Origin of the sequence: Pseudomonas sp. 5P_5.1_Bac1, from assembly GCF_025466015.1 — a bacterium.
Classification (GTDB): domain Bacteria; phylum Pseudomonadota; class Gammaproteobacteria; order Pseudomonadales; family Pseudomonadaceae; genus Aquipseudomonas.
Genome location: NZ_JANLNX010000007.1, coordinates 75,171 through 101,287, shown reverse-complemented (window position 1 = coordinate 101,287; position 26,117 = coordinate 75,171). Strand labels below are relative to the sequence as shown.

Sequence of the window (26,117 nt, the reverse complement as noted above, 5' to 3'; positions counted from 1 at the left end):
CCTATTCGATCATTCAAGGAAGTGCTTCATGCAGATCAGCCAAGGACAACGTGTGCCGTTGTCGAACCTCATCCAGGATCACACCCTGTCGTTCTCGATCCAGATTCACTCGCCGCACACCATCGATCTCGCCTGCTTTGGCCTGGATGCTCGTGGCCAACTGTCCGATGATCGCTACATGACCTTCTTCAACCAGCCCACCACGCCGTGCAACAGCGTGCGCCAGACCGGACCTGGCGATTTCGCGCTGAACCTCGGCAGTCTGCCGCCCTCGATCGACCGCCTGGTGTTCACCGCCGCCATCGACGGCCATGGCGCGATGCGTGACATCCAGCCAAGTTTGTTCAACATCAAGAACAGTGCCGGGCAAGTGGTTGCCACCTGCCCGTTCAGCGCCAGCACGTTCAGTGGCGAGAAAGCCATCATGGTGGCGGACATCTACCGCAAGGACGGGCAATGGCGACTCGCGTCCAACCTGCAAGGCTTCAACGAAGGCCTCGGGGCGCTAGTGAAGCATTTCGGTGGAGAGGTCGCTGATGAACCTGTCGCACCGCCTGCCGTCATCCAGTCCACGGTGTCACTGGAGAAAAAGGTCGCGGCCGCAGCCCCGCAACTGCTCAGCCTGGCGAAGAAGGCGCAGGTCAGTCTGGAAAAGGCCAAGCTCACCCATGTAAAGGCTCGCGTGGCACTGGTACTCGATGCATCAGGCTCGATGAACGGCCAGTACTCCAAGGGGCGGGTGCAGGAAGTCGTCAACCGTCTGCTGCCACTGGCTGTCCACTTCGATGATGATGGCTCCATCGATTGCTGGGCGTTCGCCTCCAGGCCGCAGAAGCTGTCCGAGATCACCCTCGCCAACTACAAGGACTTCATCGCCCGTGACAAGGGCGGCTGGCGCGACTGGGACCTGGGCAGCCGGGTCAACGACGAGCCCAAGGTGATGGAACAGGTGATGCAGCACTACTTGGCGTCCAACGATCGCTCCCCGGTGTATGTGCTGTTCATCAGTGATGGCGGCGTGCACGAGAATCGCAAGATCACCGCACTGATGAGCGAAGCGGCGAAGCTGCCGCTGTATTGGCAGTTCGTCGGCCTGGGCGGAAACGGTTACGGCATCCTCGAAAAGCTCGACGACATGAAGGGACGCGTTGTCGATAACTGCGGTTTCTTCGCGCTGGACGACCTCCAGCAAATCTCGGAAGAGCAGCTTTACGACCAGTTGATGGAGGAGTTCCCCGGCTGGCTCAAGGAAGCCACCGCGAAAAACATCATTCGTTGACCGGGTGAGTCGACATAAAAAATCCGATACCAGGAGCTGGTATCGGATTCTCTGGAAACTCCGAGTTTGACTCAAATCCCTAACCGGGACTCAGGCCAATCGGGAGCATCAGCCAATGCTTACGCCATGGGCTTCAGCCAGCGGCTTCAGGCCACCGGCGAAACCTTGACCGATCGCCTTGAACTTGAACTCGTCGTTGTGACGATACAGCTCACCGAAGATCATTGCGGTTTCGGTGGAGGCGTCCTCGGACAGGTCGTAGCGCGCGATTTCCTTGCCATCAGCCTTGTTCAGCACACGGATGTAGGCGTTGGAAACCTGACCGAAGGATTGCTTGCGACCATCGGCATCGTGAATGGTGACCGCGAAGACCAGCTTCTTCACTTCAGCAGCCAGGCTGGTCAGTTTCACGACAACCTGTTCGTCATCGCCTTCGCCCTGACCCGAGCGGTTGTCGCCCAGGTGCTCGACGGAACCGTCGGCCGACTTCTTGTTGTTGTAGAAGATGAAGCTGCTGTCGTTCAGCACCTTGCCGCTTTCACCGGTGATGAAGATGGAGGCATCGAGGTCGAACTCAGTGCCGTCGGTAACGCGAGGGTCCCAGCCCAGGCCCACGATGACTTCGCTCAGGCCTGGTGCCTCTTTCGACAGCGAGACGTTACCGCCCTTGGACAAACTTACAGCCATGATGTGATTCCTTGTTCAGTTGAGGGGGCGATCAGAAGTTCAGACCGTAGCCGTTGGCCAGCGCACGCAGGCCACCGGCGTAGCCCTGACCGACTGCACGGAATTTCCACTCGCCATTGTTGCGATACAGTTCCGCGAAGATCATCGCGGTTTCCACCGAAGCGTCTTCTGCCAGGTCATAGCGAACCACTTCGGCGCCGGTGACCTCGTTGACGATGCGGATGAACGAATTGCTGACCTGGCCGAAATTCTGCTTGCGGGCTTCGGCGTCATGGATGGTGACAGTGAACGCGATCTTGTCGACGTCAGCCGGAACGCGGCTCAGGTCAACCTTGATCACTTCGTCATCACCCTCACCGATACCCGTGCGGTTGTCGCCAGTGTGCTCGACCGAACCGTCCAGGCTTTTCAGCTGGTTGTAGAAAATGAAATCGGATTCGCCGCGAACCTTGCCGCTGGCGCCCAGCAGGAAGGCGCTGGCGTCCAGGTCAAACTCGGTACCATCGGTAGCACGCGGGTCCCAGCCAAGGCCGACCAGAATCTTGGTCAGGCTCGGATCGGTTTTCGAGAGGGACAGGTTGCCGCCTTTTTGAAGAGTCAGTGCCATGAATACAACTCCTTGTGATTGCTACTGATTACTGCTGTCAGCCGACGTATCTTCCTTTTCGGGGAAGGCTACGCTGGCCAGGATGCCGATGACCAGAACGGCCATCACGATAAGCAAGCTAGTGTTCGGATCGATGCTGATGCCATGGTGGAACAGGTGATCGGTGGCGTTCAGGCCCAGCTTGGCTGCGATGAAGAACAGCAGCACGATAACCGCTTTTTCCAGGTGTACCAGATAACGCTTCAGCGCTTCCAGAACGAAGTACAGGGTCCGTAGGCCGAGGATCGCGAACAGCATGGCGGAGTAGACGATCAGGGGCTCGCGGCTCACGGCGATGACCGCCGGAACCGAGTCGAACGCGAACAGGACGTCCGAAACCTCGACCACTACCAGGCAGAGGAACAGCGGGGTCGCGAAAATGCCACCCTTGGCAGCCAGGCTCATGCCCTTGTTCTCGGGCTTCTGAATTTCCACTTCGAGCGCTTTGCGACTGACAAAGAAGTTGTGGCCGTACAGCTTTGGCCATACCGGGAACAGCTTCTTGGCAAAACGGTAGGCGATATGCTGGGAGTAGTCCTCCTCGCCTTCATCGTCACCGCCGCTTCTGAGCATCATGACTGCGGTCCAGGCGACGATCAGCGCGAAGACGATTTCCACCCACGGACCGAAGGCCAGCAGCCCCGTACCGATGGCCACGAACACGCCACGGAAAACGATGGCGCCGATGATGCCCCAGTAAAGGATGCGGTGACGCAAGCCATCCGGAACCTTGAACCAGGCGAAAATGGCCATGAACACGAACAGGTTGTCTACAGACAGCACCTTCTCCAGCGCATAGCCGGTAACGAAAAGGCTGGCAGCTTCAGGGCCATGCTGGACGTACAGAAAACCGGCGAAGGCGAGGGAAATCGCGACCCAGAACAGCGACCAGATCGACGCACCGGCCAGGGTGATTGGCTTGTCATTACGGTGAGTAACCATGTCCAGCAGTAGCGCGCCGAGCGCGATGCCGACAAAGACCGCCATGGTCAGCGGTGGGAAGCCGATATGAGATTCCACGTTTCAGTTCCTCAGAGTTCGAAATCAGCCGGGTTCAGACCCAGCTCAAGACAGATCAGGCGGCAGGCGGCCTTTTCTTTTGCATCGAAGTCGCCATCGGATGCACCGATGGCACAGGCAACGCGAACCAGCAGGCGAGACTCGGCATCCTTGCCCTTGATCTTGCTGATACTTTTCAGGGCTTCAGCCTGGCCAATCTGGAAGTCGAATTCGAACTTGCCACAGGCATCGGTAAATACCTTGATCACATCGTTGAGGTTGAAGACCTTCAACTCAGGCGAATTGTTGATGAAGCCAGCCATCTTCATCTTTTCTTCAGACTTGATCTCGCCATCGGCAGCGGAAATCAGTGCACAGGCATTGGCCGCGGCCTCCATGAAGGACCGGTTCTTGATCTTGCCGACTTCGGTCGTCAAGGTTTCACGGGCTTTCGCCGCGTTGGTTTTAAGCCACTCGAGCATTGCTTGTTCCCTCGTTCAGCGCAGCCAGATGGCTGCGCTGGATCAGTTGTTCATTTCGAGCCGGCGGACCAGCGCATGCCCCAGCCGTAGGCTTCGTCCATTTTGCGGTGACCCTGGTGGAAGTCGACCCGGCGGGTAACCTTGACGCCTCCGCCGACGTTCTCGAGCATCGCGATCGCGCACATGCCCAGGCTGCCGCCTTCTTCATTGAGACGAACCTCGATTTCCGGCTGACCGGGAACGAAGATCGTGACGACACCGTCGGTAGCCCGCCAGTTGGGCGCACCTTCGTAGATGAAGGCGTAGATCAGGATGCGGCGAATCTCGCTCCACTTCTTGCCGTTGATATGCAGCCATTCGCCACCGGCGACCGATCCTGTGCGGTCGTCCCCCATGAGCTGGATGAAGGGTGCGTAGTCCAGATCGCCAAAGCTGTTGCCGAGCGCCTGGACCGCTCCTTTTTCACCATCCTGAAGTTCGTAGAGACAGCCTACGTCCAGGTCGATGGATTTGTTGCGGCTGAAGAAACCGCCGCCGCTGCCACGGTGCCAGTTCAGGTTGACCTTGATTTCGCCGAAACCGGCAGCGGTTTTCTCCAGGCTGATGCTGGAGCGGGTTTTATCCAGGGTGACCTTGCTGAGACTGACCGAGGACTTCGGCGCGGCAGGTACCGGCGGGACCGGAGCCGGAGCCGGGCTCGCCGGCGCCGCGACCTCGACGCCAAAATGCCTGGCCAGTGGTTCCAGGCCGCCGGCAAAGCCCTGGCCCACGCAGCGGAATTTCCACAACCCCTGGCGCAGATAGAACTCGCCGAGAATCAGCGCTGTCTCGTTCATGCCACGGGTCGGAATCTGTGCTTCGATACCACCGCTGACCGCCAGCGACAGCGTGGACACACGATCAAAGCTCGCCTTGTTCTCGTGGATGGTCGCCGTCAGGGCGACTTTTTCCACGGACGTATCGAGACGTGCGAGATCCAGGGTAAATTCGGCCCGCCCCGGCGAGGTCGCACTCAACTGGATCGCCCCACCGAGAATGCCGGTCTGCCCATAGAAGCACATGTCACCGTCACCACGGACCTTGCCCGCACTGCCCAGCGCGAAGGCGGAAACATCGATATCAGCACCAGGAATGGGCGAATAATTGATATCGACACGCAGTTGGCCGGAGGCTACCGGCGCATTACCACCAGGCGTCAGGGTAGTCATCCGCGCACCGCCCGGATGGCCAGGTCGACCAGCTCTTCGGCAGTACGGCCATTGGTGGACTGGCCGATGGCCTTGAACTGCCAGCCACCGCTGTCACGGCTGAGGCTGGCCATTACCACACCGGTATGCCCGCCTTTCTCGGCCAGGTTGAAACGCGCCAGTTCCTTGTTGGTGGACTGGTCCAACACGCGGCAGTAGGCATTCTGAACCTGCTCGAAGGTCTGCCCGCGGAAGCTGTTGACGGTGAACACCAGGTAATGAACGGTGGCAGGCAGGCGCTGCAAATCGACGTAGATGGTTTCATCGTCGCCATCGCCTTCGCCCGTGAGGTTGTCGCCGGAATGGTTGATCGAGCCGTCCCGGGACTGCAACTGACGGAACCAGACCACATCAACCGGATTCAGGCCAGCGTCCAGAACGATGCACGACGCATCGAGATCGATCGATTCGTTACCACCCAATAGCTTGGAAAAGAAGCCTGTCGGTTTCACGGGATCCCAACCCAGCCCCAGGCTGACCGAGGTCAAGCCAGTGCCGGCAGTTTTCTCCAGCGAGATGCTCTGATTTTTGCTCAGGGTGAGTGCCATGCTTACGCTCCATGTTGATCTTTGGTGTTCCGTTGAGAGTCGGGTAGGTTCCCGGCTTTGCCAAATTGCGCGCGGGATCGCCGCCACGCAGGGTGAAAATGACGCCAGTGAGGATCCTGGGCGGCGGCCAGCAGTTCGTGGTCGCCACGGGTATCGCCCCAGGCCCTGAGGCGGTATTGGGTCAATGGGCCGTAGACCGCTTCGAGCCGAAGGACCTTGTGTTCACAGCGGCAGTTGTTGCCGTTGATTCGGCCGGTCAAACGGTCATCAATCACTTCAAGCTCGGTGCCGATCAGCTTGACCCCAAGGCGATTCGCAAAGGGCTGCAGCACCAGCGCGGGCGACGCCGAGCACAGCGTGACCTCGGCGCCGGAGGCCAGCTCGGACTCCACCGCGCGCAGGCCGGACGGGCGCATGAGTCCAGACCAACTGTGTTCACAGAACGCCACGGACCGGCTTCTCAACCAGGAAGCCTCCACGCCGGTCAGGAAAGCACTGATCAGATGAGCCTTGAGTTCATCCCGGGTCATGCCTCGCATGACATACCTGAGGCCGGGCAGCACCAGCTTGAGGACACGGCGTAAAAACTCACGCTTGCCGAAGGCAAAGCGCAGAAACGGGACGAAGCTATCGTGCCGGGTCAGCGTGCCATCGAAGTCGAATACCGAGAGCACCTTTGCCCCTTCCGGGCCGGCTTCGAGCATATCCAGACTCATCCATTGATCTCCGCGAGACGGAACCCGGGTTCGCCGCCACCCGCTTCCGCGGGCTTGACCCCGTGCCATTTGGCGCGTTCGAGAATGTTCGTCGCCCACTTGTAATGCGTGGCTGGCTCGCACATGGCATCGTTGTGCCGAAAAACGGCAGGGGCCACGTCATTGGCGATCAGCCGGGCGCAATTGAGATCTTCGAGGCTGACCCGGAGCGCGTCTTGAATGAGGCTGATCTGGCTGGGATGGATGGCGGTTTTTCCAACTAACCCATGAGAGATATCCAGTTCCAGCTCCTCCTTCAACAACAGCGGCGTGGCCAGTTGCTCGAACACCGGCGCCGTCAGCGCGAAACCTTGCGCCCCCATGATTCCGGCGAGCATGGGAATGACGTAGCTCATCGGCGTGCTGTACAGCGTGGTCACAGGATTGCGACGCAGTCCCAGGCAACCCATCAGGTCGTTGCCACCAATGCGCAGCGCGATGATCCGCTGGTTCAGGCTGGACTTGAGCGCTTGCCCCAACTCCACCATGGCACCCGGGTTAAAGACGTCAGCGGTTTCCAGGGTTGGCATCAGGTACAGGTCCGGATTGCTGATCGCCTGCTCCCATGCCGGGAGCGACAGCAGGGTCAGCTTCGGCACGACGAAACCATCGACGTGCTTCATCAAAGGCCAGTCATTGAGGATGGCGGCCATTGCCGCATCACGCGGTCGGACGAAGAGCAGCGGCCCATGCTCGGGACGCCCACCACAGGCATTGATGGCCAGGAGCAGCGTCTTGAGGTTCTCCAGCGCGCTCTCGACATCGATTGACGATACGGCATCTTCCAGACAAACAACGAGAGAACGCAGCTCGGGAAATTTGGCGCCGAACACCACCTCGAGCATGTCACCACGAGTGGCCGGCATATAAAGCGTCGCGCCCAGGGCGAACGGGGAAATCACCCTCATCAGTTGACGCTCCGGATAATGGTCACCGCGCGATAAGGCCCCAACTCTGCACCCGCTTCCTCCACCGTCACTCCGGCGCTGTCCGTCAGGTGCATCAGCAACTGGACGTCCTCATCATCGCGGCTGCGTACCAGCACGTGTTCAGGCACGCGGCGCAAGACCGCCCGGGTGGCCTCGGCGATACCCGGTTTGATTCGATTGAGGTTGCTGATGGCAAAGCGAGCGGCAAGGGCTGTCACCACACCGTCCGCGCCCAATTGCAGCTCCCGCCGCTGCTCAACAGTCCAGGCTGTTGCAGTCAACGTTTCGCCCAACGTGCGGCGCTCGACTTCGATCTGGTCGACGAACTCACGGGTCACGTCATGCGCTTGCAGGTGGTCGTAGACAACGCAGCCATGCAGTCCGCCCTGCGCTGGCCAGATGGAGCGTGACACCAGGCCAGAGACCGTTGCCCCGAGAATTCCCGAGGGGATGAGCCAATCGTCCGAGGACGCCGCCAACCAGGCACGTCCGCAGGGATCAGCCAGAACCACGAGGCGAGGTTCTGGCGCAAAGCGATCGTCCCCGGCCAGGGTTCGCTTGAGCTCGCCCGAAATGGCTCCCTTCCCGGTCCAGCCATCGACGAAGACGATATTCTCGGCGCCATGCGCCTGGATGATTGCCTCCAGGGCCACACGGTCGATCCCGCGGTCACGAATGATACTGACGCCATAGTGATGGGCATCGCGGCCCATTCCGGTCAGTGCACGACGCAACAGGACACCCAGCGGCAGGCCGGCACGAACGAAGGAAACCAAGGCAATGGACGGACCGTGGCAAGCGGCATTCAGTGCCTGGGCCAGCGCCTGAACATCCGTTGCCATGCGTTTGCCGTTCTGGGCCAGCGCTCGCGCATAAAGGGTCATATGCATGGCCGTCGGCACATGCTCCATGCCGATCATGTCTGAATAGTGTTTCTGCTTCGTCTGGATCAGGCGCTCCTTTTCCTCGACGTCTGTAACCTGCATCTGCATGGCCTGCAGGAGAAAATGCACGTCTGCCGATGCGTAGCTACCGCTGCCCACGGTCATCAGGCTTGCGAGAAGGTCAGTCACGGATCATTTTCTCCACGGCACCGGCCAGTTGGCTGCGCGACGGCGTTGCCCACCAGTGACAGAGGTCCATGAATCCAAGATCGGTGATGCTGTCACCAAAACCCAATACCGGTCGCTCGCCATTCACGTCGCGATCACGGCGCAACCATTCCTCGACAGCCATGCGTTTGGCCAGGTGCTCAGGCAGGAACGCAAGGTTGTTGCCATTGCCATGGACATGCATGCCCTTCAGCAAACCCCGGGACTGGACGTGGGCCAGCACATCAGCCAGCACCGCGTCATCGGATTCGTTATGTTTGGTCACCACGTAGTGGCGCAGCCCCTCCTCTTCCACCACCCAGCCACGCAGGGAATGGCCAAGTTCCTCGCCGATCTGCAACGTCGCCTCGCTCAGCAACGGCAAGCGGTCCTGAAATGCTCCCAGGGCATCGCTCATCCGCGTGTGCCAATCCTGATCAAGCGAGCCGTCGCGGCGCAGCATGGTACCGCCGTGCGAGCAAATGGCGCCCTGGGTGAACGGCAGGCTCACGCGACTGTACGCCTCGACACTGCGGGCCGTTACCGGAACGACATCGGCGCAGTCCAGCAACCAGTTGACGAACGCATACTGGACGGGGTTCATGTAGCCGTTGGGTTGACCGTTCACATCGAGGGTCGCCGACGTTCTCGGCGTCCCTTCCGGCATTTTGCGCGCGGTCTGGAACAACGTGTCATCGAGGTCAACGAAGATCAGCGGGCGATTATTGGCCATCGACGACAACCTCCGCGCCCAGGGCAGCCACCAACTCCGCCGAAACCGCCGGCAGTGGTGTTTCCGTGCATATCAGCACCCGGTCGAACTGACCGGGCTCGACGTTGTAGAGGAAGTTCGGGATACCAAGGCCATAGTTGTCGGAAAACGACAGCGCATGCTTGATGGAATGGCCGATGGCGATGGGAGAGCGTGTAGTGGAGCTGAAATGAACATCGGCCCCCGCGCGCTCCAGGCGCTCAGCCAGCAGGAACGGACGCCAGACAAACTCGCTGGTACCGATCACGATGATGCGCTCACCGGCGCGAACCTGCAGGTCAGGCGCAAGGCTATCTTCCACATGGCTCACACCCAGACGTCCCCAATCGCGATCCGGCGACAGCGGCCAGTCGCCCATCGATACAGTGCCGACGTCCGGCATGTCCGGCAAAGGGGCATGCAGGTCCTCATGAAACTGGTAAGACCCCTTCATGAGCGCGACCGAGCTTGCCGATGCTCCGATGATTTGCTGCGCAGCACCCACCGACCAGTCCGTCAGCACGCAGGTCACCACCCGCTCGATATGACTCAAGCCAGCATCGACAAGGGCACGGTGCAAATTGACGAACGTCTTTCCGGTTGAGGCTTCGTCATCAACCAGTACCAGTGATCGAGCCTTGAGCATGCGCTCCCGAAGGTCCGGATCGACAGGCAGGTGGATGAGATGGGCACTGGCGTGGCTGTGTTCTTCCTCGAATCGGGTGAACAACTCGGTGCCCACCGGATGGCGGGTGCTGACCAGATACACGGTGTCCGAGCGTGTCGCACTGTAGGCGCGGTGTACACCGGCGCCCAGGCCCACCGCAGTTTCGGCCATGCCGATTACCAGCACCGGCCCCGGAAGATCAGCCGGAATTTCAGCTGCCAGGCTTTCGAAAGAAGCGCGCATGATGGACGGACGCACGGGTATATGACGCCCCAGCACCTTTGAAACAAAAAGAAATGCGCGTTTGGGGTTTCGGCGCTCGGCAAAGCCGAACAACTCGGCTGGCGTCAGGACAGCGTCGTCAACATTGACTTCGAGCACTCCCCGCGTGAGTTGAGCGCTAAGGGATGTGGGTACTACGTTGCTTTCCATGACTGCTTCCTGATCGGGTGCGAGGTCGGTGACCTGACACCTCTTTTCCTGGGGTTCAACTCAAGTGTTGCTAAGGGTTACGCGCTTCGATTTTCCATAGGCCATGCTGCGCCTCGCGGGTGATCTGCGCGGTAGTGAAGGTAGTGTCGGAGTCAGATCGAAGAGCCTGGATGCCACACGCATTCAAGAAAGCCAAAGTGAGCCCGGCCTTCACCGCGAAATTCATGTTCTGTGCGTCAGGTACCGTGGAAGTCACCATTCCAATAACAGCACCCGAAGTATCAAAAAGCGGACTGCCACTGGAGCCTGGCTGAATGGGGGCGGTGAACTGCAATACGCTGGCGTCGTTGTGCAAGCCGAACAGTGCCGATACTCCGCCCTGGGTCGCATGGATACCGCCACCGGCGAGCCCCGCCAAGGGAAAGCCCAGTGCTACGACCGGTTCTCCCAGGTCACAACGCGCGCCATCACGGAATGAGGCGGGCTTGAGCAACGGCGAGTTCTGCACCCGCAGCAGTGCCAGGTCGTTGCGGCGATCCACTACCACTGGCTCGGCACGGTGCCTTCCCTCGAACGAAGAAACATGGATTTCCTGCATGTCTTCAATGACATGTGCACAGGTGAGGATGTGTGTGGTGGTTACCGCAAACCCGGTCCCGGTTGCGCTGCTACGTGCCCGGTTTGCATCGGAAGGCGACGAGCGCCGATGAGGATGGGCATCGTCGATGTCCAGGCCTATCCTGCGCCCCAGGGCCGATAGCCCATAAGCAGAGCCTTCCGCCAACGCCCGGAACTTCCAAGACTGATTACGAGAATAGAATTCGCCAATGATGATGGCTGATTCACCATTCGCGCTGAGATCCACATGGGACTCGATTTGACCGTCAAGCTGCAGCCGCAACGAACGAAGCTCGCTGACCGGGCCGGCAGCAGAGAAGGTGTAGACCACAAGGAGCAAACGGTCCGCACCCGCAGGCAGCGTGGCGAGCTTCAGCGTACAACCCGGGCGCTCAGGTCTGCCGACCCAATCCATCCAGGGCTGCTCAAGGTGGAACAGAGCAGGCTCGCCTTTGGAGTGACGCTTGTCATCCGTAGGGAGCAGTGCGATCGCAGCGTGCTCCCCAAAAGCAGAAGTATTCGCACACTCGATAGTCCAGGAACACTGAGCCGATCCCAGAGTAATATTCGCGCCAGGCGCTAACGCGATCATTCCTGAACGCTCCTTGATGTTGAATCCATCCAACTCATGTCGAAATGATATCGAGCTTGCATTGGGTTAAATATCAGTTCGCGATCGGCACCGCAACGGTAACAGCTTTGACTCTGATGTTTGCCTGCCAATCGGTCGCAGGCTCGGGTAAACCAAGTTGTCGAGTGGCGAAGATTCCAGGGAGGTTGATACCTGTGTGGCGCGTATATCCGATGCCCCCGGAATAACGCGGATTGATTTCCAGCAGATGCGGAACGCCAACAGTGTTATCCCGTGTCTGAACATTGACGAGACCATCGCACTTGAAGTGAGCAGCGGCGCTCAGCGCGAGTTCAACTGCAGCGGAATTTCTCTCGAATGTTTGATGCAGGCCTTGTTTGCGCCGGCCAACATAGGCAACGGGACGCCCAGCCTCACACACCATATCGACAGAACACTCCGCGCCGTTCATGTAAGGCATCACAAGCATCGGTGGTCGGTCGGCCTGGGTGCTGTATGCCGCGAGATAGGTCTCGAAATCAACATCCCGTGCATCAGGGTTGGCGAAGCAGCGGAATGGATCGACCGACTCCTTGAACCGCCAGAAACCTTGGCCATAGATGCCTACCGCAGGCTTCACGCAGACCTCGCCCTGTGCCCGGAGAATTTCGTAGGCATTCACCAGTTCACGGGCATTGTTCACGGTGATCGCCGGAACACAGTTCAATCCGGCCTTCTCGGCCTCGGCGGTGAACCTGCTCTTGTCGTCGACAAGATCAAAGGTTTCCAATGACAGGCCGCCAGTGACGAGCTTCAGGCCGGCGGACTCGAAACGATGCCGCTCAGCCTCATGGATACGCCCTGCCCTTCCTGCCAGAATCACCTTGATGCCATGGGCTTCAGACGTCTGGATAATCCAGTCGATACGTTGCTGATCGTCCTTGGGCTCCATAAAGGCTACATCAGCGATGCTGGTGATTTCCGGACGATCCTGACGATGCGATGCGAAGATTTTCACTTCAGAAGGAAGTGCATCACGGGCGCCCAGAATAATGTCACGCTGACTGGACTGTCCTTCAAGAAACCAGATCAAGATGTAGATCCTCAATGTTTTGTTCTGAACAGTGGCAGCCGCTGATTGAAACCGAGGAAAAAGCACTGACTGACGTCAGCAGCTCTTTACCGGCGAGCATTCTACTCAACCTGTCAACGCGGTGCGCCTGGTCGAGCAGGAACACTTTGCCACTGAATGTGTACAACGAGAACCACGGCATACTGGCGATTACCCATCACCCGACAATCGACTCTTAGATGGATGTGAGTCGGAAAGTTCTACTGGTACCCAGAAAATAAATACCGAGATCAAGAAGTCGCGAATGAGCAATGAGCCAAGAGATGGGGTCTCTGAGCAGATTTGAACTGCCAGCGTTCCCGTCACCAGAAGAGGTCTTTCAGATCAAACAGGTCAACGCGACCTGAAGCAGGAGGAGTGTAACTGCCCTTGTGTGACGTAATTACGGGGCTCTGCCTGATTTGGCTGAAGCCCCATCACAAGGGTGCGGCAACGTTGGACAGACACGCTCAGGCCTGAATCCACAGGTTCAGGTCGCCGTCCGCCGTCACTACCAGCGCCTGCAACGCCTGCCCCAGGCAAGGCCCGAGCAGGCAGGCACCGTCGGCGGGATCGAACAACGCACCATGGGCAAAACAGACGATGTGACGGCCATCACCCGACATGAAGCGGTCCTTGCGGTACTGCATGGCAACGTCGAGGTGGGGGCAAAGATTGCGGTAAGCCTTCACCTCACCCTGCCACAGCAGCGCGATGACCGTGTCGCGCCCCTGCTGCCAAGGATCAAAGCCACGGGCCTGTCCCTCCAGCAGTTGCTCACGGTGGCAAAGAAATGTGGCCACGGCTGGCTTCTCGCATCTGGCGAACAGAAATGCGGCACTGCCAGCAGTGCCGCGCTCAGGATCAGATAGGCTCGGCAGTGCGCGCCAGCATGGCTTTGGTCAGGCCGATGCGATCGAAAGCGGCATCCTTCGCCATCTCCCGCTCACCCGCCATGATCGAGTTTTCCGCGATGTATTTGCAGCGGTCGAAACGCCGCATCATGAACCGTTGCAGGCGGGTGCGCAGGTCGCCTTCGCCGAACAGTTCCTCGGCCAGCACCAGCGCATCCTCGATGGCCATGCCGGCGCCCTGCCCAAGGTGCGGGGTGGTGGCGTGGGCCGCGTCACCGATGAGCACGACGCGGTCCTTGAACCACGGATCATCGACGAACAACACTTCCATCGGTTTGTAGATCACCTGGCTGTTGTCGGTGATCTGCTCGCGCAACTCGCCCACCAGCCCGCCGATACCGGCAAGACGGTCACGCATGGTGGCGGCCAGTTGATCCTGCTCGTACCAGGGATTGTTCGGCTCGTGGGAGGTGGAGAACATGTACATCAGGTTGTCGGCCAGCGGCACCAGCCCGGCGTTGCCTTCGGCGCCGGTGTAGCTGGCGAGGTGGTCGATGGAGGGGTGGCGCGGGAAGTTGTAACGCCACACGGCCTGCCCGGTGAACCGCGGAGTGTAGGTGTCGCCGTAGAGCATGCCGCGAACCTTCGAATACACCCCGTCGGCGCCGACCATCAGGTCGTAGCGGCCTGAGCTGCCGTCGGTGAACGTGACGTTCAGGTCACGTGGGAATTCTTCGTACGTTTCCACCGTCACACCGAGGCGCACCTGGGTGCCCAGTTCGATGGCGGTATCACTCAAGACCTGATGCAGGGCCAGCCGGGAGATGCCGACGTTGGCGGGGTATTGCGGCCCCGCGAGGCGTTGTCCGGGGATGCGCGCCAGGGCCTTGCCCTGCAGGTCGTAGATCCCGACGTCCTCGAAGGCATAGGCGGCGTCGAGGTACCGGTCCAGCACCCCGAGGCGGGCCATTTCCCGGACCACGTTGCTCTGCTGGATGATGCCGACGCCGTAGACCGTCCACTCGGACTTGATCTCCACCAGATCGACCTCGATCCCTTGGCGGCGCAGTGCAATCGCCGCGCAAAGGCCACCGATGCCTCCGCCCACGATCAGTACTTTGTTGATATCGCTCATGCGTGAATCCTTTGTTCTTGTTGTGTGGACCGGCCCTCCGGGCCCGTCGCCACAGCCTTTTCCGGCTCACGCGACGGCCACCATCGGGAGCCTGGAAGCACAGGCTAGAAACACGCGAACAATTTGACTAATCGTTACTGGGGATGCAGGGTATCGCGAAAATAAATACAACAAGAGAGTGCCTGCCATGCGCTTCAAACACCTGGATCTGAACCTCCTGGTGGCGCTGGATGTATTGCTCGAAGAGCAGAACATCACGCGTGCCGCCGAGCGTCTGCACATGACTCAATCGGCCACCAGCGGCGTACTCGGTCGCTTGCGGACCTACTTCGAGGACGACTTGCTGGTCCAGGTCGGACGCAAGATGATGCTCACGCCCCTGGCCCGCGACCTTGAAATTCCGGTGCGTGAAGTGCTGCTGAAAATTCAGACCTCGATCACCGCCAAGCCGGTGCACGACATCGCCGAGAGCAAGCGCCATTTCCGCATCATGGCCTCGGACTACCTGATCAGCGTGTTGTTCGCCGAGGTGATCCGCGAGATCAACCAGCAGGCGCCGATGGTCACCTTCGAACTGATCAGCCCCGGCGAAACCGCCCGGGAAATGCTGATGCGCGGCGAGGTCGACCTGATGATCGCCCCGGAGCACTACATCGTGAAGGAGCACCCGTCGCAGTTGCTGTTCGAGGAGCAGCATGTCTGCGTGATCTGCCAGGACAACCAGGCGGTGGGTGACCGCCTGACGCTGGAGCAGTACCTGGAGCTGGGGCACGTTTCGGTGGTGTTCGGCCGCAGCCGCACGCCTGGCATCGAAGAATGGTTCATGACCGAGTACGGCTGCAAACGCCGCATCGAGGTGATCACCCACGACTTCAACACCCTGCCGCAACTGGTCATCGGCACCCAACGGGTTGCCACGGTTCACAGCCGCCTGGCCCGTCTCTACGCGCGCAACCTGCCACTGCGCATCGTGCCGCCACCGGTCAATCTCCCCGCCATGCAGGAGTACATGAGCTGGCATCGCAGCCTCGACCGCGACCCGGTGCTCGCCTGGCTGCGCGAAAAACTGCTGGAGATGGCCAGCCGCCCGACCACGCCGCTGGCCGCTTGAACACCTGCGCTAGGCGCCGCGACGAAACGCTCCCAGCGCCTGCCCCAGGCTGGCGCTGAGGCGCTGCAGGCTGCCGCAGGCCTCTTCGAGACGGGCGCAATCCTCGGCATTCTGCTCCACCACCCGCTCGACCTCTCCCGCCGCACCGTCCACACGACCCGCCAGATGATGCTGGGTCCGCGCCGCCTCGGCGATGTGCCGGCCGGCGTTCTCGACCTCGACAATGCTGGTGGTAATCGCCGCCAGAACCTCGCTGGCCCGCGCGGTCAATTCCACGCCTTCGCCGGTCAGGCGCTGGCTGTCCTCCAGGCTGGCCGCGGCGTCGCGGGTGACCTGGCCCAGACGCTGGATCATGCCGTCGATTTCGCCCGTGGAGGCGCGGGTGCGGCTGGCCAGCCCGCGAACCTCGTCCGCCACCACGGCGAAACCGCGGCCATGTTCACCGGCCCGCGCCGCTTCGATCGCGGCATTGAGGGCGAGCAGGTTGGTCTGCTCGGCGACCGCGCTGATCACATCCAGTACGCCCGTGATGGCCTCGCTCTGGCTTTGCAAAAGCTGCATGGCGACGGTCCCGGCGCCCATTTCCAGTGACAACCGTTGCAGGCTCTGGCTCGCCTCGCGCACCAGCCGGTCGCCCTCGTGAATCAAGGCACTGGCCTCGCCCAGACTGGCCTGGCTGCCATCCACCCGCTGGTTGACCTGGACGGTCGACTGGGTCATCGCCTGCATGGCGTGCAGCACATCGCCGGTTTGCTGGCGCTGGGCCCTAACACCACGGCCGGTGCGCTCAACCATCTCGGCCAGGGTTTCGGCGGCAGCATCGAGCTGATCGGCATCCTCGCCGATCCGCCCGACCAATTCGCGCAGCGCCTGCAGCATCACGCCAATCGCGTCGTTCAATTGCCCCAGCTCATCACTGCGCCCCAGACGCGGCGGACGCCCCTGCAAATCCCCCGCGGCAACCCGCTGGGCCAGCGCCAGCATCTGCCGCACCGGCACGGCAATCGAGCGGCGGATCAGCACACAGGCACTCACGCTCGACAGCAATGCCAGAACCAGCATCGCCGCCAATTGCAGGTCCAGACGCCGGCGCTGCGTCTCCCAGGCGCTGGATGCCCGCGCGCGCTCATCATCCAGTGCCTGAATCGCCTGCTGCGCCGAGGTGTTCATGCTGCCCTGCTGCGCCACGGCCTGCTCACCGCTGCTGATGTAGCGCAGGAACGCCTGTCGGTATTCCTCCAGCGCCGTGGCGGCTTCGCCCAGGCTTAGACGGCGATCGCCCTCCAGTTGCGCGGCCAGATTGCTCAAGGCGCTGCCGAGTTCACTGACCCGGTTGACCCAGTCATCGCGATAGCGCTGCTGCGGATCGAGGATGAAGTACAGCTCGCTGTCGCGCAGATTGGCCAGGCGCTCGCGCAACGTCGCGGCATCTTCCAGAAGCTGCATGGCCGTCGCGTCTGGCGGTCGGTCATGCTCCAGCCCGGTATTGATATCGTCCAGTTGATCGATGAACAGCGCGGCAAATCGCTGACCCGCACTCTGCGCCAGCGCCTGCATGCGCAGTCGCGCGTCCTGGGCTTGCAGCCGTGCGGTTGCATACGCGCGGAACCCTTGCAGGTAGTCGTCGCTGCGCTCACGCAAGGTGCGCTCGAACGCCTCCCCGGACTGAGCCTCGGCCACCTGGCCCTGCAACAGGTGCAAAGCGCTCTCCAGGCGATTGGCTGATTCAGGACCGGCGAGCAGCGCGAATTCCTTCTCGGCTTGCCTCGCCTGCACCAGGTGATTGTGCAAGCGCTCCAGCGCACTCAAGCGGGCGCTGCTCGCCTGATTGACCTGCAGCGCATACCAGGCGGCCAGCCCCATGCCCAGGGTGCAGAACAGTACCAGGGCAAAACCCAGCGACAACTTGCCGCCAACACTGAGCCGGCCCAGCGTGGCGCCAATCGTCGTGGTCGGGAGCGTTTCGAATACGGTGGTAACAGACAAGGGCATCCTCCTTGGGAACCTGCGCGTCGTGCACGGCCGCGTACCCTAGCCTCCCCCACTTGCAGGCAACCAATCGAGACTGGCGATGCGAACCATCGGTAATCGCCATGCCTGCAACCGCCTCGCGCCCAGGTATCGCCGCCCCAGATAGCTGGCATCCGAACAAGCGATTTGTCCACTTCCTGACCCCATGCGAGCTTGCAATCACCGCCCGAAGGGTGGTCGTCGCCTGCTTCGCGTCATCAGCGGTGGCCTGACGGCGTGCCGTCGATACCTGCCTTGCGCGCCCGAAGCTGCTGGCGATCCGCATAACAAGAAGGAAAACACTATGTTCCGCTACTTCCCGACCAACTACGTTTGGAACCTGTCGGTGAACCTGGCCCTGGAAATGGGCGCACGCATCGGCGAGATCGTTGAAATGTGCGAGCCCCTGCTGGAGGCCGCCAAGCAACCCGACGCCGAAGGCACACGGGCCTTTCGTCAGACCTGGGCCGAGATGGCCGACAAGCTCTGCGACATGGCCCGCGAGGATGAAGCGCTCGGGCGGCTGCTCTCCGCCGGCGAAAAATACAACCGCGCCGCGACCTATTACCTGACGTGCGAACGCCTCCAGGCTCACGGTGCCCCCGGCCGCATGGCGCTCTACCAGCGCTTTCTCGACACCTTCGCCCGCGGCGTGGCGCTGTCGAAAGAGAACTGCGAGCGTGTCGAAATTCCGTACGAAGGCAAAGTGATCTCCGGCCTCTACGTGCGTGCCGAAGGCGTCAGCGGCCCGGCGCCGATCCTGGTCCAGCTCAACGGCCTGGACTCCACCAAAGAGATGAAATACCGCGTCGGCCTGCCGGCCTGGCTGGCCAAGCGTGGCATCGCCTCGCTGCTGATCGACCAGCCGGGCACCGGCGAGGCGCTGCGCCTGCATGACCTCAAGGCGCGCTACGACGCCGAGCACTGGGCCAGCCGCGTGGTCGACTGGCTGGAAGACCGCCAGGACATCGATGCAAAACGCATCGGCTGCGAAGGCGTGTCGCTCGGCGGTTACTACTGCCCGCGCGCCGTGGCCTTCGAACCGCGCTTCGCCTGCGGCGTGGTGTGGGGCGCCAACCACGACTGGCGCGACGTGCAGAAGCGCCGCCTGGAGCGTGAAGGCAGCTTCCCGGTTCCGCATTACTGGGAGCACGTTCGCTGGGTCTGGGGTGGCAAGGACATCGAAGAGTTCATGCAGATCGCCGAGAACGTCCACCTCGACGGCGTGGTGGAAAAAATCCGCGTGCCGTTCCTGGTGACCCACGGCGAACAGGACTCGCAGATTCCGCTCAAGTGGGCGCACCGCACCTACGAGCAACTGGTCAACAGCCCGAAACGCGAACTGAAGATTTTCACCTCCCGCGAAGGCGGCGTGCAGCACTCCAGCTTCGACAACTCCATCAACGCTGGCCAGTTCATCGCCGACTGGGTTGCCGAGAACCTCGGCGGCCGCACCGCCTGAATGCAGAGAAGATAAAAGATCATGAACATCATCGGACCCGATTACCTGGTGTTCGGCGTCGACAACGTCGCCGACTGCGTGCAGTACATGACCGACTACGGTCTCAAGCCTTGCAACCTGGACGAAAACGGCGGCTACCTCGAAGCCCTGGACGGCACCGGCGTGCTGATCCGCCCGCGCAACGACCCGCGCCTGCCGGCGGCGATGGAAACCGCCACGACCCTGCGGGAAACCGTGTATGGCGTGGCTGACGAAGCCACCCTGCAGGCCATCGAAGCCGAACTGAGCAAGGACCGCGAGGTAGTGCGCGGCGAAGACGGCGTGCTGCGCTGTGTGGACGACATGGGCTTCGCCCTGGGCTTTCGCATCACCCAGCGCCGCACCCTCGAACTGCCTGGCGAAGCCAGCCATGCGCCGGGCGCGCCTGCCGCACGGCCGATCAACGCGCTGGGCGCCAGCGACGACATGCCGGCGCTGCCGCGCAGCCTTTCCCACGTGGTGTATTTCGTTCCCGATCCGGCCAAGGCGGAGGCCTTCTACCAGCGCCTCGGTTTCGTCTGCACCGACCGTTTCGCCGACACCGGCCCGTTCCTGCGCCCGGGCGGAACCCAGGACCACCACACCCTGTTCCTGATCCAGACGCCACCGTTCATGAAGGGTATCGAGCACTTCACCTTCCATATGGGCGGCCCGACCGAAGTGCTGGTGGCCGGCACCCGGTTCGTGGAAAAAGGGTATGAATCGTTCTGGGGACCGGGACGCCACCAACTGGGTTCCAACTGGTTCTGGTACTTCAACAGCCCCATGGGCTGCCATGTCGAATACGACGCCGACATGGACCTGCATGACGAACACTGGACCGCCCGCACCGCCGCACCCGGCGCGGACAACTCGCAGTATTTCCTCTTCCACTATCAGGAGAAATGGTTCCCAGGCGGACCGCCTGCCAAGCACTGAGTCGGGGTTTTAACGTGGTGAATCGGGGCGTCGGAAGACGCCCCTTTTTTTGGTTCACACTGCCCTTGAAGGCATGGATATCTAAACTTCTAACGGCTGTATGCGGCCTCAGGAGCGTTTCCAGAGACTCCGGACTTTCAGGTATTCAAACGCGACCACCAGCGCCAAAAACAGCAAAGCGGACTGATAACCCGCCACCTCCAAAACCAGTAACAGTGACGGGTAGAGAAAAAGCATCCGAAAGGGAACTTGTGCAAACGCGATATACCGCGCCGGCCCATAGCCACACAGCAGCAAAATGCCACTTATCAGCAACGATACTTGGAGAACCCAGGCAAGAATTCCCATGTTCAGCAAGGGCCAACCGATCTGACCGCCCAATTGCAGCATATGGTAGAAGTCCGACACATACGGGGCTCGCCCCTCAGTTACATTCTTCAGGCAGTACCAAAGCACATAAAAAACATCCAGACCGCCCCAGAGGCGCAGCACCGTTTTCGGCGTAACCGTCACAACTTCATTTCCTTTTTTTCATATTCCGAACCCCATGGTACGGCTGGCTCAGCGCCTCCTTGGTGGTAGGACATGGGGAATGGCCGAGTACGCTAACAAGGAGGAAAAGGAATAGATGTAGGAAGGTTCCGGTGATCCGCCTGGAATACTCCGTCAGTGGCAGGTCATGACGTCGGCGCTGTATAGCGCCCATTTCTTGGGCACATAGACAGCAATACTGTAGGGCTGCACACCGCCGAGGACGACACCCGTCCGGCTCAAGGCGCCTTGGCCTGAGGTGGAAAGACCACACCAACCCTCTGCGCGTACTCCTGCCATGCACGCTTCAATCGCTCGAACGTCTCCGGCTCCCGTGCGGCAATATCCTCGACCTCGCCGCGGTCACGGGCGACGTCGAACAGTTGCCAGCGCAAAGGCTGCGGCGCCTCGCCCGGCATGGTCCAGGGGCGCAGCCCCAGCAGTTTCAGGTTGCCTTCGCGGTAATACAGGCTGCCGAACAATTCACCCGCCAGCACAGGCGATGCCGGCGCCTTGCCTTCCAGCATCGGCACCATCGAGCGACCGGTGATCGGATGCTTCGGCTGCCCCTGGTAGCGATCACCCGGATCTGGCAGGCCGGCGAGCGCGAGGAAGGTCGGCGCCAGGTCATCGACCCGCGCCACGCTGCGCTCCAGCCCTTGGCGAGCCAGCGCCTGCGGCAGATGGATGATGGCCGGCACGCTGATGCCGCCCTCGGCAGTGCTGCCCTTGAACAGACGCAACGGCGCAGCACTGACCTCCGCCCAGCGCAGACCGTAGTCGACCTGCGAACCGCGTCGGCCGAGGTTCTCCAGCCGGTTATCGGTATCCGGCCCCGCCGGGTAGAACTGCTCATGCCGTTCACCGGCAGCACCGTTGTCGGACATGAACACGATCAGGGTGTTGTCGTACTGCCCGGTGCTTTTCAGGTAGTCCAGCAGCCGGCCGATGTTGTGGTCGAGGTTGCCGACCATCGCCGCGTAGATCTCCATCTTGCGCGCTTCAACGCGGCGCTGATCCGCGCTCAGTTGCTCCCAGCCAGGCAGGTTCGGCGCCACCGGCAAACGCTGCGCCGCCACAAAGTCCGCCGGTAGCAGGCCCTTCTCCCGCAGCCGCTCGATCCGCGCCTCGCGGACCTTGTCGTAGCCTTCGTCGTAACGCCCGCGGTAAATGTCCCGCCAGGCATCCGGCGCCTGCAACGGCCAGTGCGGCGAGGTGTAGGCGGCGTAGGCAAAGAACGGCTTGCCGCTGCCCTGGCCCTGGCGCAGGTAGTCGATCAGCTTGTCGGTGTAGAAGTCCGAGGAGTAGAAATCGTCCGGCAGTTCCACCGGCTTGCCGTTCTCGCGGTAGGTGATCTGCTCGATTTTCGCCGTAGCCTGCGCCGGTGGCTTGAAGTGCACGCCACCGCCTTCGAGCAAGGTGAACGACTGCTCGAAGCCGCGTCGGTCAGGGCCCTGCTCGGGCGTGAGGCCGAGGTGCCATTTGCCCACCATGCTAGTGCGATAGCCGCCGTCGCGCAGCAGCTCGGCAATCGAATGGGCCTGCTGGTTGAGGTAGCCCTCATAGCCCGGTTTGCCCTGCTGGAACGGCTGGATGCCCTCGGCCATGGTGCCCAGCCCGGCCAGGTGATTGTCGGTGCCGGACATCAGCATCGAGCGGGTCGGCGAGCAGGTCGGGGCCGCGTACATGTTGGTCAGTTGCAGCCCTGTGGACGCCAGTTGATCCAGCACTGGCGTGTCGATCTCGCCACCAAAGGCGCCGAGATCGGAATAGCCGAGGTCATCGGCGACGATCAGCAGGATATTCGGCCGCTCGGCAGTCGCAGCAAAAGTCGGCGCCGCGCATGCCAGCGCGGCCAGGAGAAAGGGAAAACGCATGCGAACCTCACTTTTTTATTCTTCGAAGATGGCAACCGCACGGACAAACCCGGCGGAGGCGTGTTTGATCTTGTACGGGAAGCACGACACCAGAAAACCATTGGCCGGCAAGCCGTCGAGATTGGCGAGCTTTTCCATCTGCCCGTAGCCGATGTCGCGACCCGCCTTGTGCCCTTCCCAGATGATCGACGCATCACCGCTCTCGGCGAAGCGCTGGCGGGTAAAGCTGAACGGCGCATCCCAGCTCCAGGCGTCGGTGCCGACCACGCGCACACCGCGATCGAGCAGGTACAGGGTCGCCTCGCGGCCCATGCCGATCCCCGCATCCAGGTAGCCCGGCTGGCCGAACAGGCTGCCGGCGCGGGTGTTGATCAGCACGATGTCCAGCGGCTGCAACGCGTGACCGATACGTTGCAGTTCGGCCTCGACCTCGGCGGCGCTGACGATATGGCCATCGGGCAGGTGCCGGAAGTCCAGCTTCACCCCCGGTTGCAGGCACCAGTCCAGCGGCAGCTCATCGATGCCGAAGGCCGGCTTGCCACCGTCGGTGGTCGAGGCGTAGTGCCAGGGCGCATCCATGTGCGTGCCGCTGTGGGTGGTGATCGACAGGCGCTCGGCGGCCCAGGATTCCTGTCCGGGCATCTGATCGAGGGTCAGGCCGGGGAACATCGCGGCCATTTCCGGCCAGCCTTGCTGGTGGTCCATGTAGTCGATTTTCGGCAGCAGCGGCGGCGGGTCGGTGTAGGGGTTGTTGTCCAGGGTTACCGACAGATCGACCAGGCGGCGCTTTCGGGTCAGGGGCAGAGTCATCGCAGTTCCTCTCAAGCGGTTGCGGCGTCCACGCGTGGAACGCGCGGACGTTGAGTAAGGTCAAGGGCGTGGCGCACCAGTGCCCGTGCCGTGCCGTCGTGACGAAAGCCACGCTCGCGGGCCAACGGGGTGCGCAACGCTGGAAAACGTCCGAACAGGGCTTCCAGGGCCGCATCCGGCTGGAAGCTGACCAGCGACCGGCGCTCCTCGCCGAAGACCTCGGCCAGGGCATCCACCACGTCGCCAATGGACAGGTGCAAGACCGGCAGTTGCCAGACCCGCGACGGCGCATCCGCCGCCAGGTCGAACCCGGCGGCATGCAGCAGGTTGTCCACGCAGCAGGACGCGGACATCCACCACGAAGTGGCGTCGGCGGATACCGGACACACATACGGCTCGCCCGAGGCGAAACGCTGCAGCAGCACGCTCATGAACGCCGAGCGCAGGCCGTTGCCGTCACCCGGCCGGGCGACGATGCCGGGCAAGCGCAAGGCGCGACCATCGACCTCGCCGCGCCGGCCAAGATCGTTCAGGTGGTTTTCGATCATCAGCTTATGAGCGCCATAGGACAGCGCCGGTCGCGGCCGATAGTGCTCGTCCATCCGCGCCGGCAAGTCGCCGCCGTAGACCGCCACGCTGCTGGCGTACACCAGCACCGGCGGCTGTTGCGCATTACGCAGCAAATCCAGCAACTGCAGGCTGGCGAGCAGGTTCACCTGCCGGCCCAGGCCATAGTTTTCCTCGGCGGCGCCTCCGGCGATGCTGACCAGGTGGAAGACCACATCGACGCCATCGGCCAGCCCCCGGCGCAGCAGCGCAGGGTCGGTGATGCTGCCGCTCAGATGGCGCAGGCGGCGGTCGTCGGGAAAGCCGTCGAGACGTTGATCAAGCAGGATCAGCGCCTCGATGCGACGCCCGCGCAGTTGCCCCTCCGCCAGCAGGCGCTGCACCAGTTGGCGACCGAGAAAGCCCGCGGCGCCGGTGACCATCACGCGCATGGCGCACCTGCCTCGACCACCTGCTGGTCAATGCTGCCGAACAGCGCCGCGCCGTCACGGCAGCGGACCTCCATGCGCACCCGCTCGCCGAAGTGCATGAACGCGGTGCGGGGCGCGCCGTGCTCGATCATCTCCACCGCGCGACGTTCGGCGATGCACGCCGAGCCGACACTGCGATCGGCGTTGGAGACGGTGCCGGAACCGATCAGGGTGCCGGCGCTCAAGCGCCGGGTCAGGGCCGCATGGGCGATCAAGCGGTGAAAGCCGAAGTGCATCGCGCCGCCGTGTGGATGACCGAACCACTCGCCATTGCGGGTCACGTTCAGCGGCAGGTGCACGCGGCCGTCCCGCCAGTCCTCGCCCAGTTCGTCCGGGGTCACGGCCACCGGCGCAAAGCTGGAGGACGACTTGGCCTGGATGAAGCCGAAACCGGTCTTCATTTCCCGTGGCGCCAGCGCCCGCAAACTGACGTCGTTGACTTGCAGAATCAAGCGCACATGCTTCAGCGCATCGGCGGCGGAACAGCCCATGGGCACTTCGCCCACCAGCACCGCGAACTCACCTTCGAAATCGATGCCATGGGCTTCGCTGGGCAACGCGATGTCCTGGCGCGGCCCGAGGAAGTCATCGCCCGCGCCCTGGTACATCAGCGGCGTGTCTTCGACCCCTTCGATGGGGTCGAGGTGAAACGCCCGCTGCATCAGCTCGCCATGGCTGAGAAAGCACGAGCCATCGAGCCATTGCCAGGCGCGCGGCAACGGCGCCATGACCTGCTCTGGATCGAAGGCGAAGGCGCCTTCGATATCGCCGTGGTTCAAGGCCTCGTAGCGCGCCTGCAACACAGGCTCGACGCGGGCCCAATCGTCGATGGCCGCCTGCAACGTCGTGGCGATATCGGTGACTTCCACCGCCCGGCCCAGGTCCCGGGAAACCAGCAGCAGGCGACCATCGCGGCTGCCGTCGGCCAAGGTCGCCAGCTTCATGGCAGCACCTCCCGCAGGCTGTCGGCATAACGCCCGTCGAGCAGGATGAAGACCATCCGTGCCATCGCATCGGTGCGGTTGCTCCAGGCGTGATTGGTGCCGCGCTGGACAACGATGTCGCCGCGCTTGAGGTGCACGTCCTCATCGTCCAGCACCAGCCACACCTCACCTTCGGTGACGATGCCGTAATCGAGGGTTTCGGTGCGGTGCATCAGTTTGTGCTTCGAATCGCGCTGGCCAGTGCCGGCATGGGCCTGGCCGATTTCGGCAAACACCGCCGCGGCGCTGGCGTCGCTGACCTGGTTCTGCACGCTGTCGGGCGGGATGTCCACGACGCGGATCAGGCTGCCCAGCGTTGCAGGGCTCAGCACCAGCGGTTTGAGCGTCGGGTCCGCGCCGTTGTCCAGCGCCGCCGGGCTGGTATCGCTGTTCCAGACCTCATGAAAAACCGTACCGGGCACGGCCTTGAGATCGAAGCTGTTGGGCACCGCGCCGACCAGCGCCGCCAGCGCCGTGCCTGCGGCGCTGTGACCGGTGACGACGCGTTTGAAGGGGGGAAGTGATTGCATGGGGTAC

The 26,117-nt window shown here is 61.9% G+C and carries 26 protein-coding genes and 1 pseudogene; 4 read left to right on the top strand and 23 right to left on the bottom strand.

Going from position 1 to position 26,117, the window contains the following annotated elements; all coding sequences use genetic code 11:
• The first annotated feature begins 28 nt into the window (after nucleotides 1-28).
• A complete protein-coding gene (locus NTD82_RS01545) occupies nucleotides 29-1,279 on the top strand; it encodes a VWA domain-containing protein (protein ID WP_262127511.1) in 1,251 nt (416 codons plus the stop codon).
• A gap of 108 nt (nucleotides 1,280-1,387) precedes the next feature.
• Here the strand turns inward: NTD82_RS01545 and NTD82_RS01540 are convergent, their stop codons facing one another.
• From NTD82_RS01540 to NTD82_RS01470, 15 genes are all read right to left on the bottom strand, one after another.
• A complete protein-coding gene (locus NTD82_RS01540) occupies nucleotides 1,388-1,966 on the bottom strand; it encodes a TerD family protein (protein WP_095156882.1) in 579 nt (192 codons plus the stop codon).
• 31 nt (nucleotides 1,967-1,997) lie between these two features.
• Nucleotides 1,998-2,573 carry a TerD family protein gene (locus tag NTD82_RS01535; RefSeq protein ID WP_095156881.1) on the bottom strand — a complete coding sequence of 192 codons (576 nt, stop codon included), beginning with the start codon at nucleotides 2,571-2,573 and terminating at the stop codon, nucleotides 1,998-2,000.
• A 21-nt stretch (nucleotides 2,574-2,594) separates the two neighbouring features.
• Nucleotides 2,595-3,599 carry a TerC/Alx family metal homeostasis membrane protein gene (locus tag NTD82_RS01530; RefSeq protein ID WP_177454443.1) on the bottom strand — a complete coding sequence of 335 codons (1,005 nt, stop codon included), beginning with the start codon at nucleotides 3,597-3,599 and terminating at the stop codon, nucleotides 2,595-2,597.
• A gap of 44 nt (nucleotides 3,600-3,643) precedes the next feature.
• Nucleotides 3,644-4,093 (bottom strand): tellurite resistance TerB family protein, encoded by a 450-nt coding sequence (locus NTD82_RS01525; protein ID WP_095156879.1) that lies wholly within the window; start codon nucleotides 4,091-4,093, stop codon nucleotides 3,644-3,646.
• 50 nt (nucleotides 4,094-4,143) lie between these two features.
• A complete protein-coding gene (locus NTD82_RS01520) occupies nucleotides 4,144-5,301 on the bottom strand; it encodes a TerD family protein (RefSeq protein ID WP_262127509.1) in 1,158 nt (385 codons plus the stop codon).
• On the bottom strand, nucleotides 5,298-5,888 hold the full coding sequence (locus NTD82_RS01515) for a TerD family protein (RefSeq protein WP_095156877.1): 591 nt from the start codon (nucleotides 5,886-5,888) through the stop codon (nucleotides 5,298-5,300). Before NTD82_RS01515 ends, NTD82_RS01520 begins: the two co-directional genes overlap by 4 nt.
• Nucleotides 5,889-5,890: 2 nt before the next feature.
• Entirely contained in the window at nucleotides 5,891-6,604 is a 714-nt protein-coding gene (locus NTD82_RS01510; protein WP_095156876.1) for an HAD family hydrolase, read from the bottom strand.
• On the bottom strand, nucleotides 6,601-7,551 hold the full coding sequence (locus NTD82_RS01505; protein ID WP_095156875.1) for an HpcH/HpaI aldolase/citrate lyase family protein: 951 nt from the start codon (nucleotides 7,549-7,551) through the stop codon (nucleotides 6,601-6,603). Before NTD82_RS01505 ends, NTD82_RS01510 begins: the two co-directional genes overlap by 4 nt.
• Complete coding sequence (locus NTD82_RS01500) at nucleotides 7,551-8,645, bottom strand: cysteine protease StiP family protein (protein ID WP_262127508.1); 1,095 nt, start codon at nucleotides 8,643-8,645, stop codon at nucleotides 7,551-7,553. The genes NTD82_RS01505 and NTD82_RS01500 overlap by 1 nt, the downstream gene beginning before the upstream one ends.
• A complete protein-coding gene (locus NTD82_RS01495) occupies nucleotides 8,638-9,396 on the bottom strand; it encodes a trehalose phosphatase (protein ID WP_262127507.1) in 759 nt (252 codons plus the stop codon). The genes NTD82_RS01500 and NTD82_RS01495 overlap by 8 nt, the downstream gene beginning before the upstream one ends.
• Nucleotides 9,386-10,513, bottom strand: coding sequence for a phosphoribosyltransferase domain-containing protein (locus NTD82_RS01490; RefSeq protein WP_095156873.1), 1,128 nt, complete (start codon nucleotides 10,511-10,513; stop codon nucleotides 9,386-9,388). The genes NTD82_RS01495 and NTD82_RS01490 overlap by 11 nt, the downstream gene beginning before the upstream one ends.
• Nucleotides 10,514-10,583: 70 nt before the next feature.
• Nucleotides 10,584-11,723 (bottom strand): trypsin-like peptidase domain-containing protein, encoded by a 1,140-nt coding sequence (locus NTD82_RS01485; protein WP_262127506.1) that lies wholly within the window; start codon nucleotides 11,721-11,723, stop codon nucleotides 10,584-10,586.
• 73 nt (nucleotides 11,724-11,796) lie between these two features.
• A complete protein-coding gene (locus NTD82_RS01480) occupies nucleotides 11,797-12,795 on the bottom strand; it encodes an ATP-grasp domain-containing protein (RefSeq protein ID WP_177454436.1) in 999 nt (332 codons plus the stop codon).
• A gap of 488 nt (nucleotides 12,796-13,283) precedes the next feature.
• Nucleotides 13,284-13,616 (bottom strand): Rieske (2Fe-2S) protein, encoded by a 333-nt coding sequence (locus tag NTD82_RS01475; RefSeq protein WP_262127505.1) that lies wholly within the window; start codon nucleotides 13,614-13,616, stop codon nucleotides 13,284-13,286.
• Between the two features lie 61 nt (nucleotides 13,617-13,677).
• On the bottom strand, nucleotides 13,678-14,802 hold the full coding sequence (locus NTD82_RS01470; protein WP_175651457.1) for an FAD-dependent oxidoreductase: 1,125 nt from the start codon (nucleotides 14,800-14,802) through the stop codon (nucleotides 13,678-13,680).
• A gap of 187 nt (nucleotides 14,803-14,989) precedes the next feature.
• Between NTD82_RS01470 and NTD82_RS01465 the strand changes: the two genes are divergently transcribed.
• The gene (locus NTD82_RS01465; RefSeq protein WP_095156869.1) at nucleotides 14,990-15,913 is read left to right on the top strand and encodes a LysR family transcriptional regulator; all 924 of its coding nucleotides are present in this window, start codon (nucleotides 14,990-14,992) and stop codon (nucleotides 15,911-15,913) included.
• 9 nt (nucleotides 15,914-15,922) lie between these two features.
• Here NTD82_RS01465 and NTD82_RS29185 read toward each other — a convergent pair whose 3' ends face one another.
• Both NTD82_RS29185 and NTD82_RS29180 read right to left on the bottom strand, forming a co-directional pair.
• Nucleotides 15,923-16,708, bottom strand: coding sequence for a methyl-accepting chemotaxis protein (locus tag NTD82_RS29185; RefSeq protein ID WP_371864300.1), 786 nt, complete (start codon nucleotides 16,706-16,708; stop codon nucleotides 15,923-15,925).
• A 75-nt stretch (nucleotides 16,709-16,783) separates the two neighbouring features.
• Nucleotides 16,784-16,975, bottom strand: a pseudogene (locus NTD82_RS29180) (HAMP domain-containing protein); the annotation flags it as partial.
• Between the two features lie 1,252 nt (nucleotides 16,976-18,227).
• Here NTD82_RS29180 and NTD82_RS01455 point away from each other — a divergent pair.
• Entirely contained in the window at nucleotides 18,228-19,385 is a 1,158-nt protein-coding gene (locus tag NTD82_RS01455) for an alpha/beta hydrolase family protein (protein WP_262127503.1), read from the top strand.
• 21 nt (nucleotides 19,386-19,406) lie between these two features.
• Entirely contained in the window at nucleotides 19,407-20,342 is a 936-nt protein-coding gene (locus NTD82_RS01450; protein ID WP_095156866.1) for a VOC family protein, read from the top strand.
• Nucleotides 20,343-20,450: 108 nt separating this feature from the next.
• On the opposite strand, the gene NTD82_RS01445 is transcribed toward NTD82_RS01450, so the two are convergent.
• From NTD82_RS01445 to NTD82_RS01420, 6 genes are all read right to left on the bottom strand, one after another.
• Entirely contained in the window at nucleotides 20,451-20,855 is a 405-nt protein-coding gene (locus NTD82_RS01445; protein WP_262127502.1) for a hypothetical protein, read from the bottom strand.
• A 257-nt stretch (nucleotides 20,856-21,112) separates the two neighbouring features.
• Entirely contained in the window at nucleotides 21,113-22,750 is a 1,638-nt protein-coding gene (locus NTD82_RS01440; RefSeq protein ID WP_262127501.1) for an arylsulfatase, read from the bottom strand.
• 15 nt (nucleotides 22,751-22,765) lie between these two features.
• Nucleotides 22,766-23,560, bottom strand: coding sequence for a cyclase family protein (locus NTD82_RS01435; RefSeq protein WP_262127500.1), 795 nt, complete (start codon nucleotides 23,558-23,560; stop codon nucleotides 22,766-22,768).
• 11 nt (nucleotides 23,561-23,571) lie between these two features.
• A complete protein-coding gene (locus tag NTD82_RS01430; protein ID WP_262127499.1) occupies nucleotides 23,572-24,558 on the bottom strand; it encodes an NAD-dependent epimerase/dehydratase family protein in 987 nt (328 codons plus the stop codon).
• Complete coding sequence (locus NTD82_RS01425) at nucleotides 24,549-25,541, bottom strand: fumarylacetoacetate hydrolase family protein (protein ID WP_262127498.1); 993 nt, start codon at nucleotides 25,539-25,541, stop codon at nucleotides 24,549-24,551. The genes NTD82_RS01430 and NTD82_RS01425 overlap by 10 nt, the downstream gene beginning before the upstream one ends.
• Nucleotides 25,538-26,110 (bottom strand): cupin domain-containing protein, encoded by a 573-nt coding sequence (locus NTD82_RS01420; protein WP_262127497.1) that lies wholly within the window; start codon nucleotides 26,108-26,110, stop codon nucleotides 25,538-25,540. Before NTD82_RS01420 ends, NTD82_RS01425 begins: the two co-directional genes overlap by 4 nt.
• Between the last annotated feature and the right edge of the window lie 7 nt (nucleotides 26,111-26,117).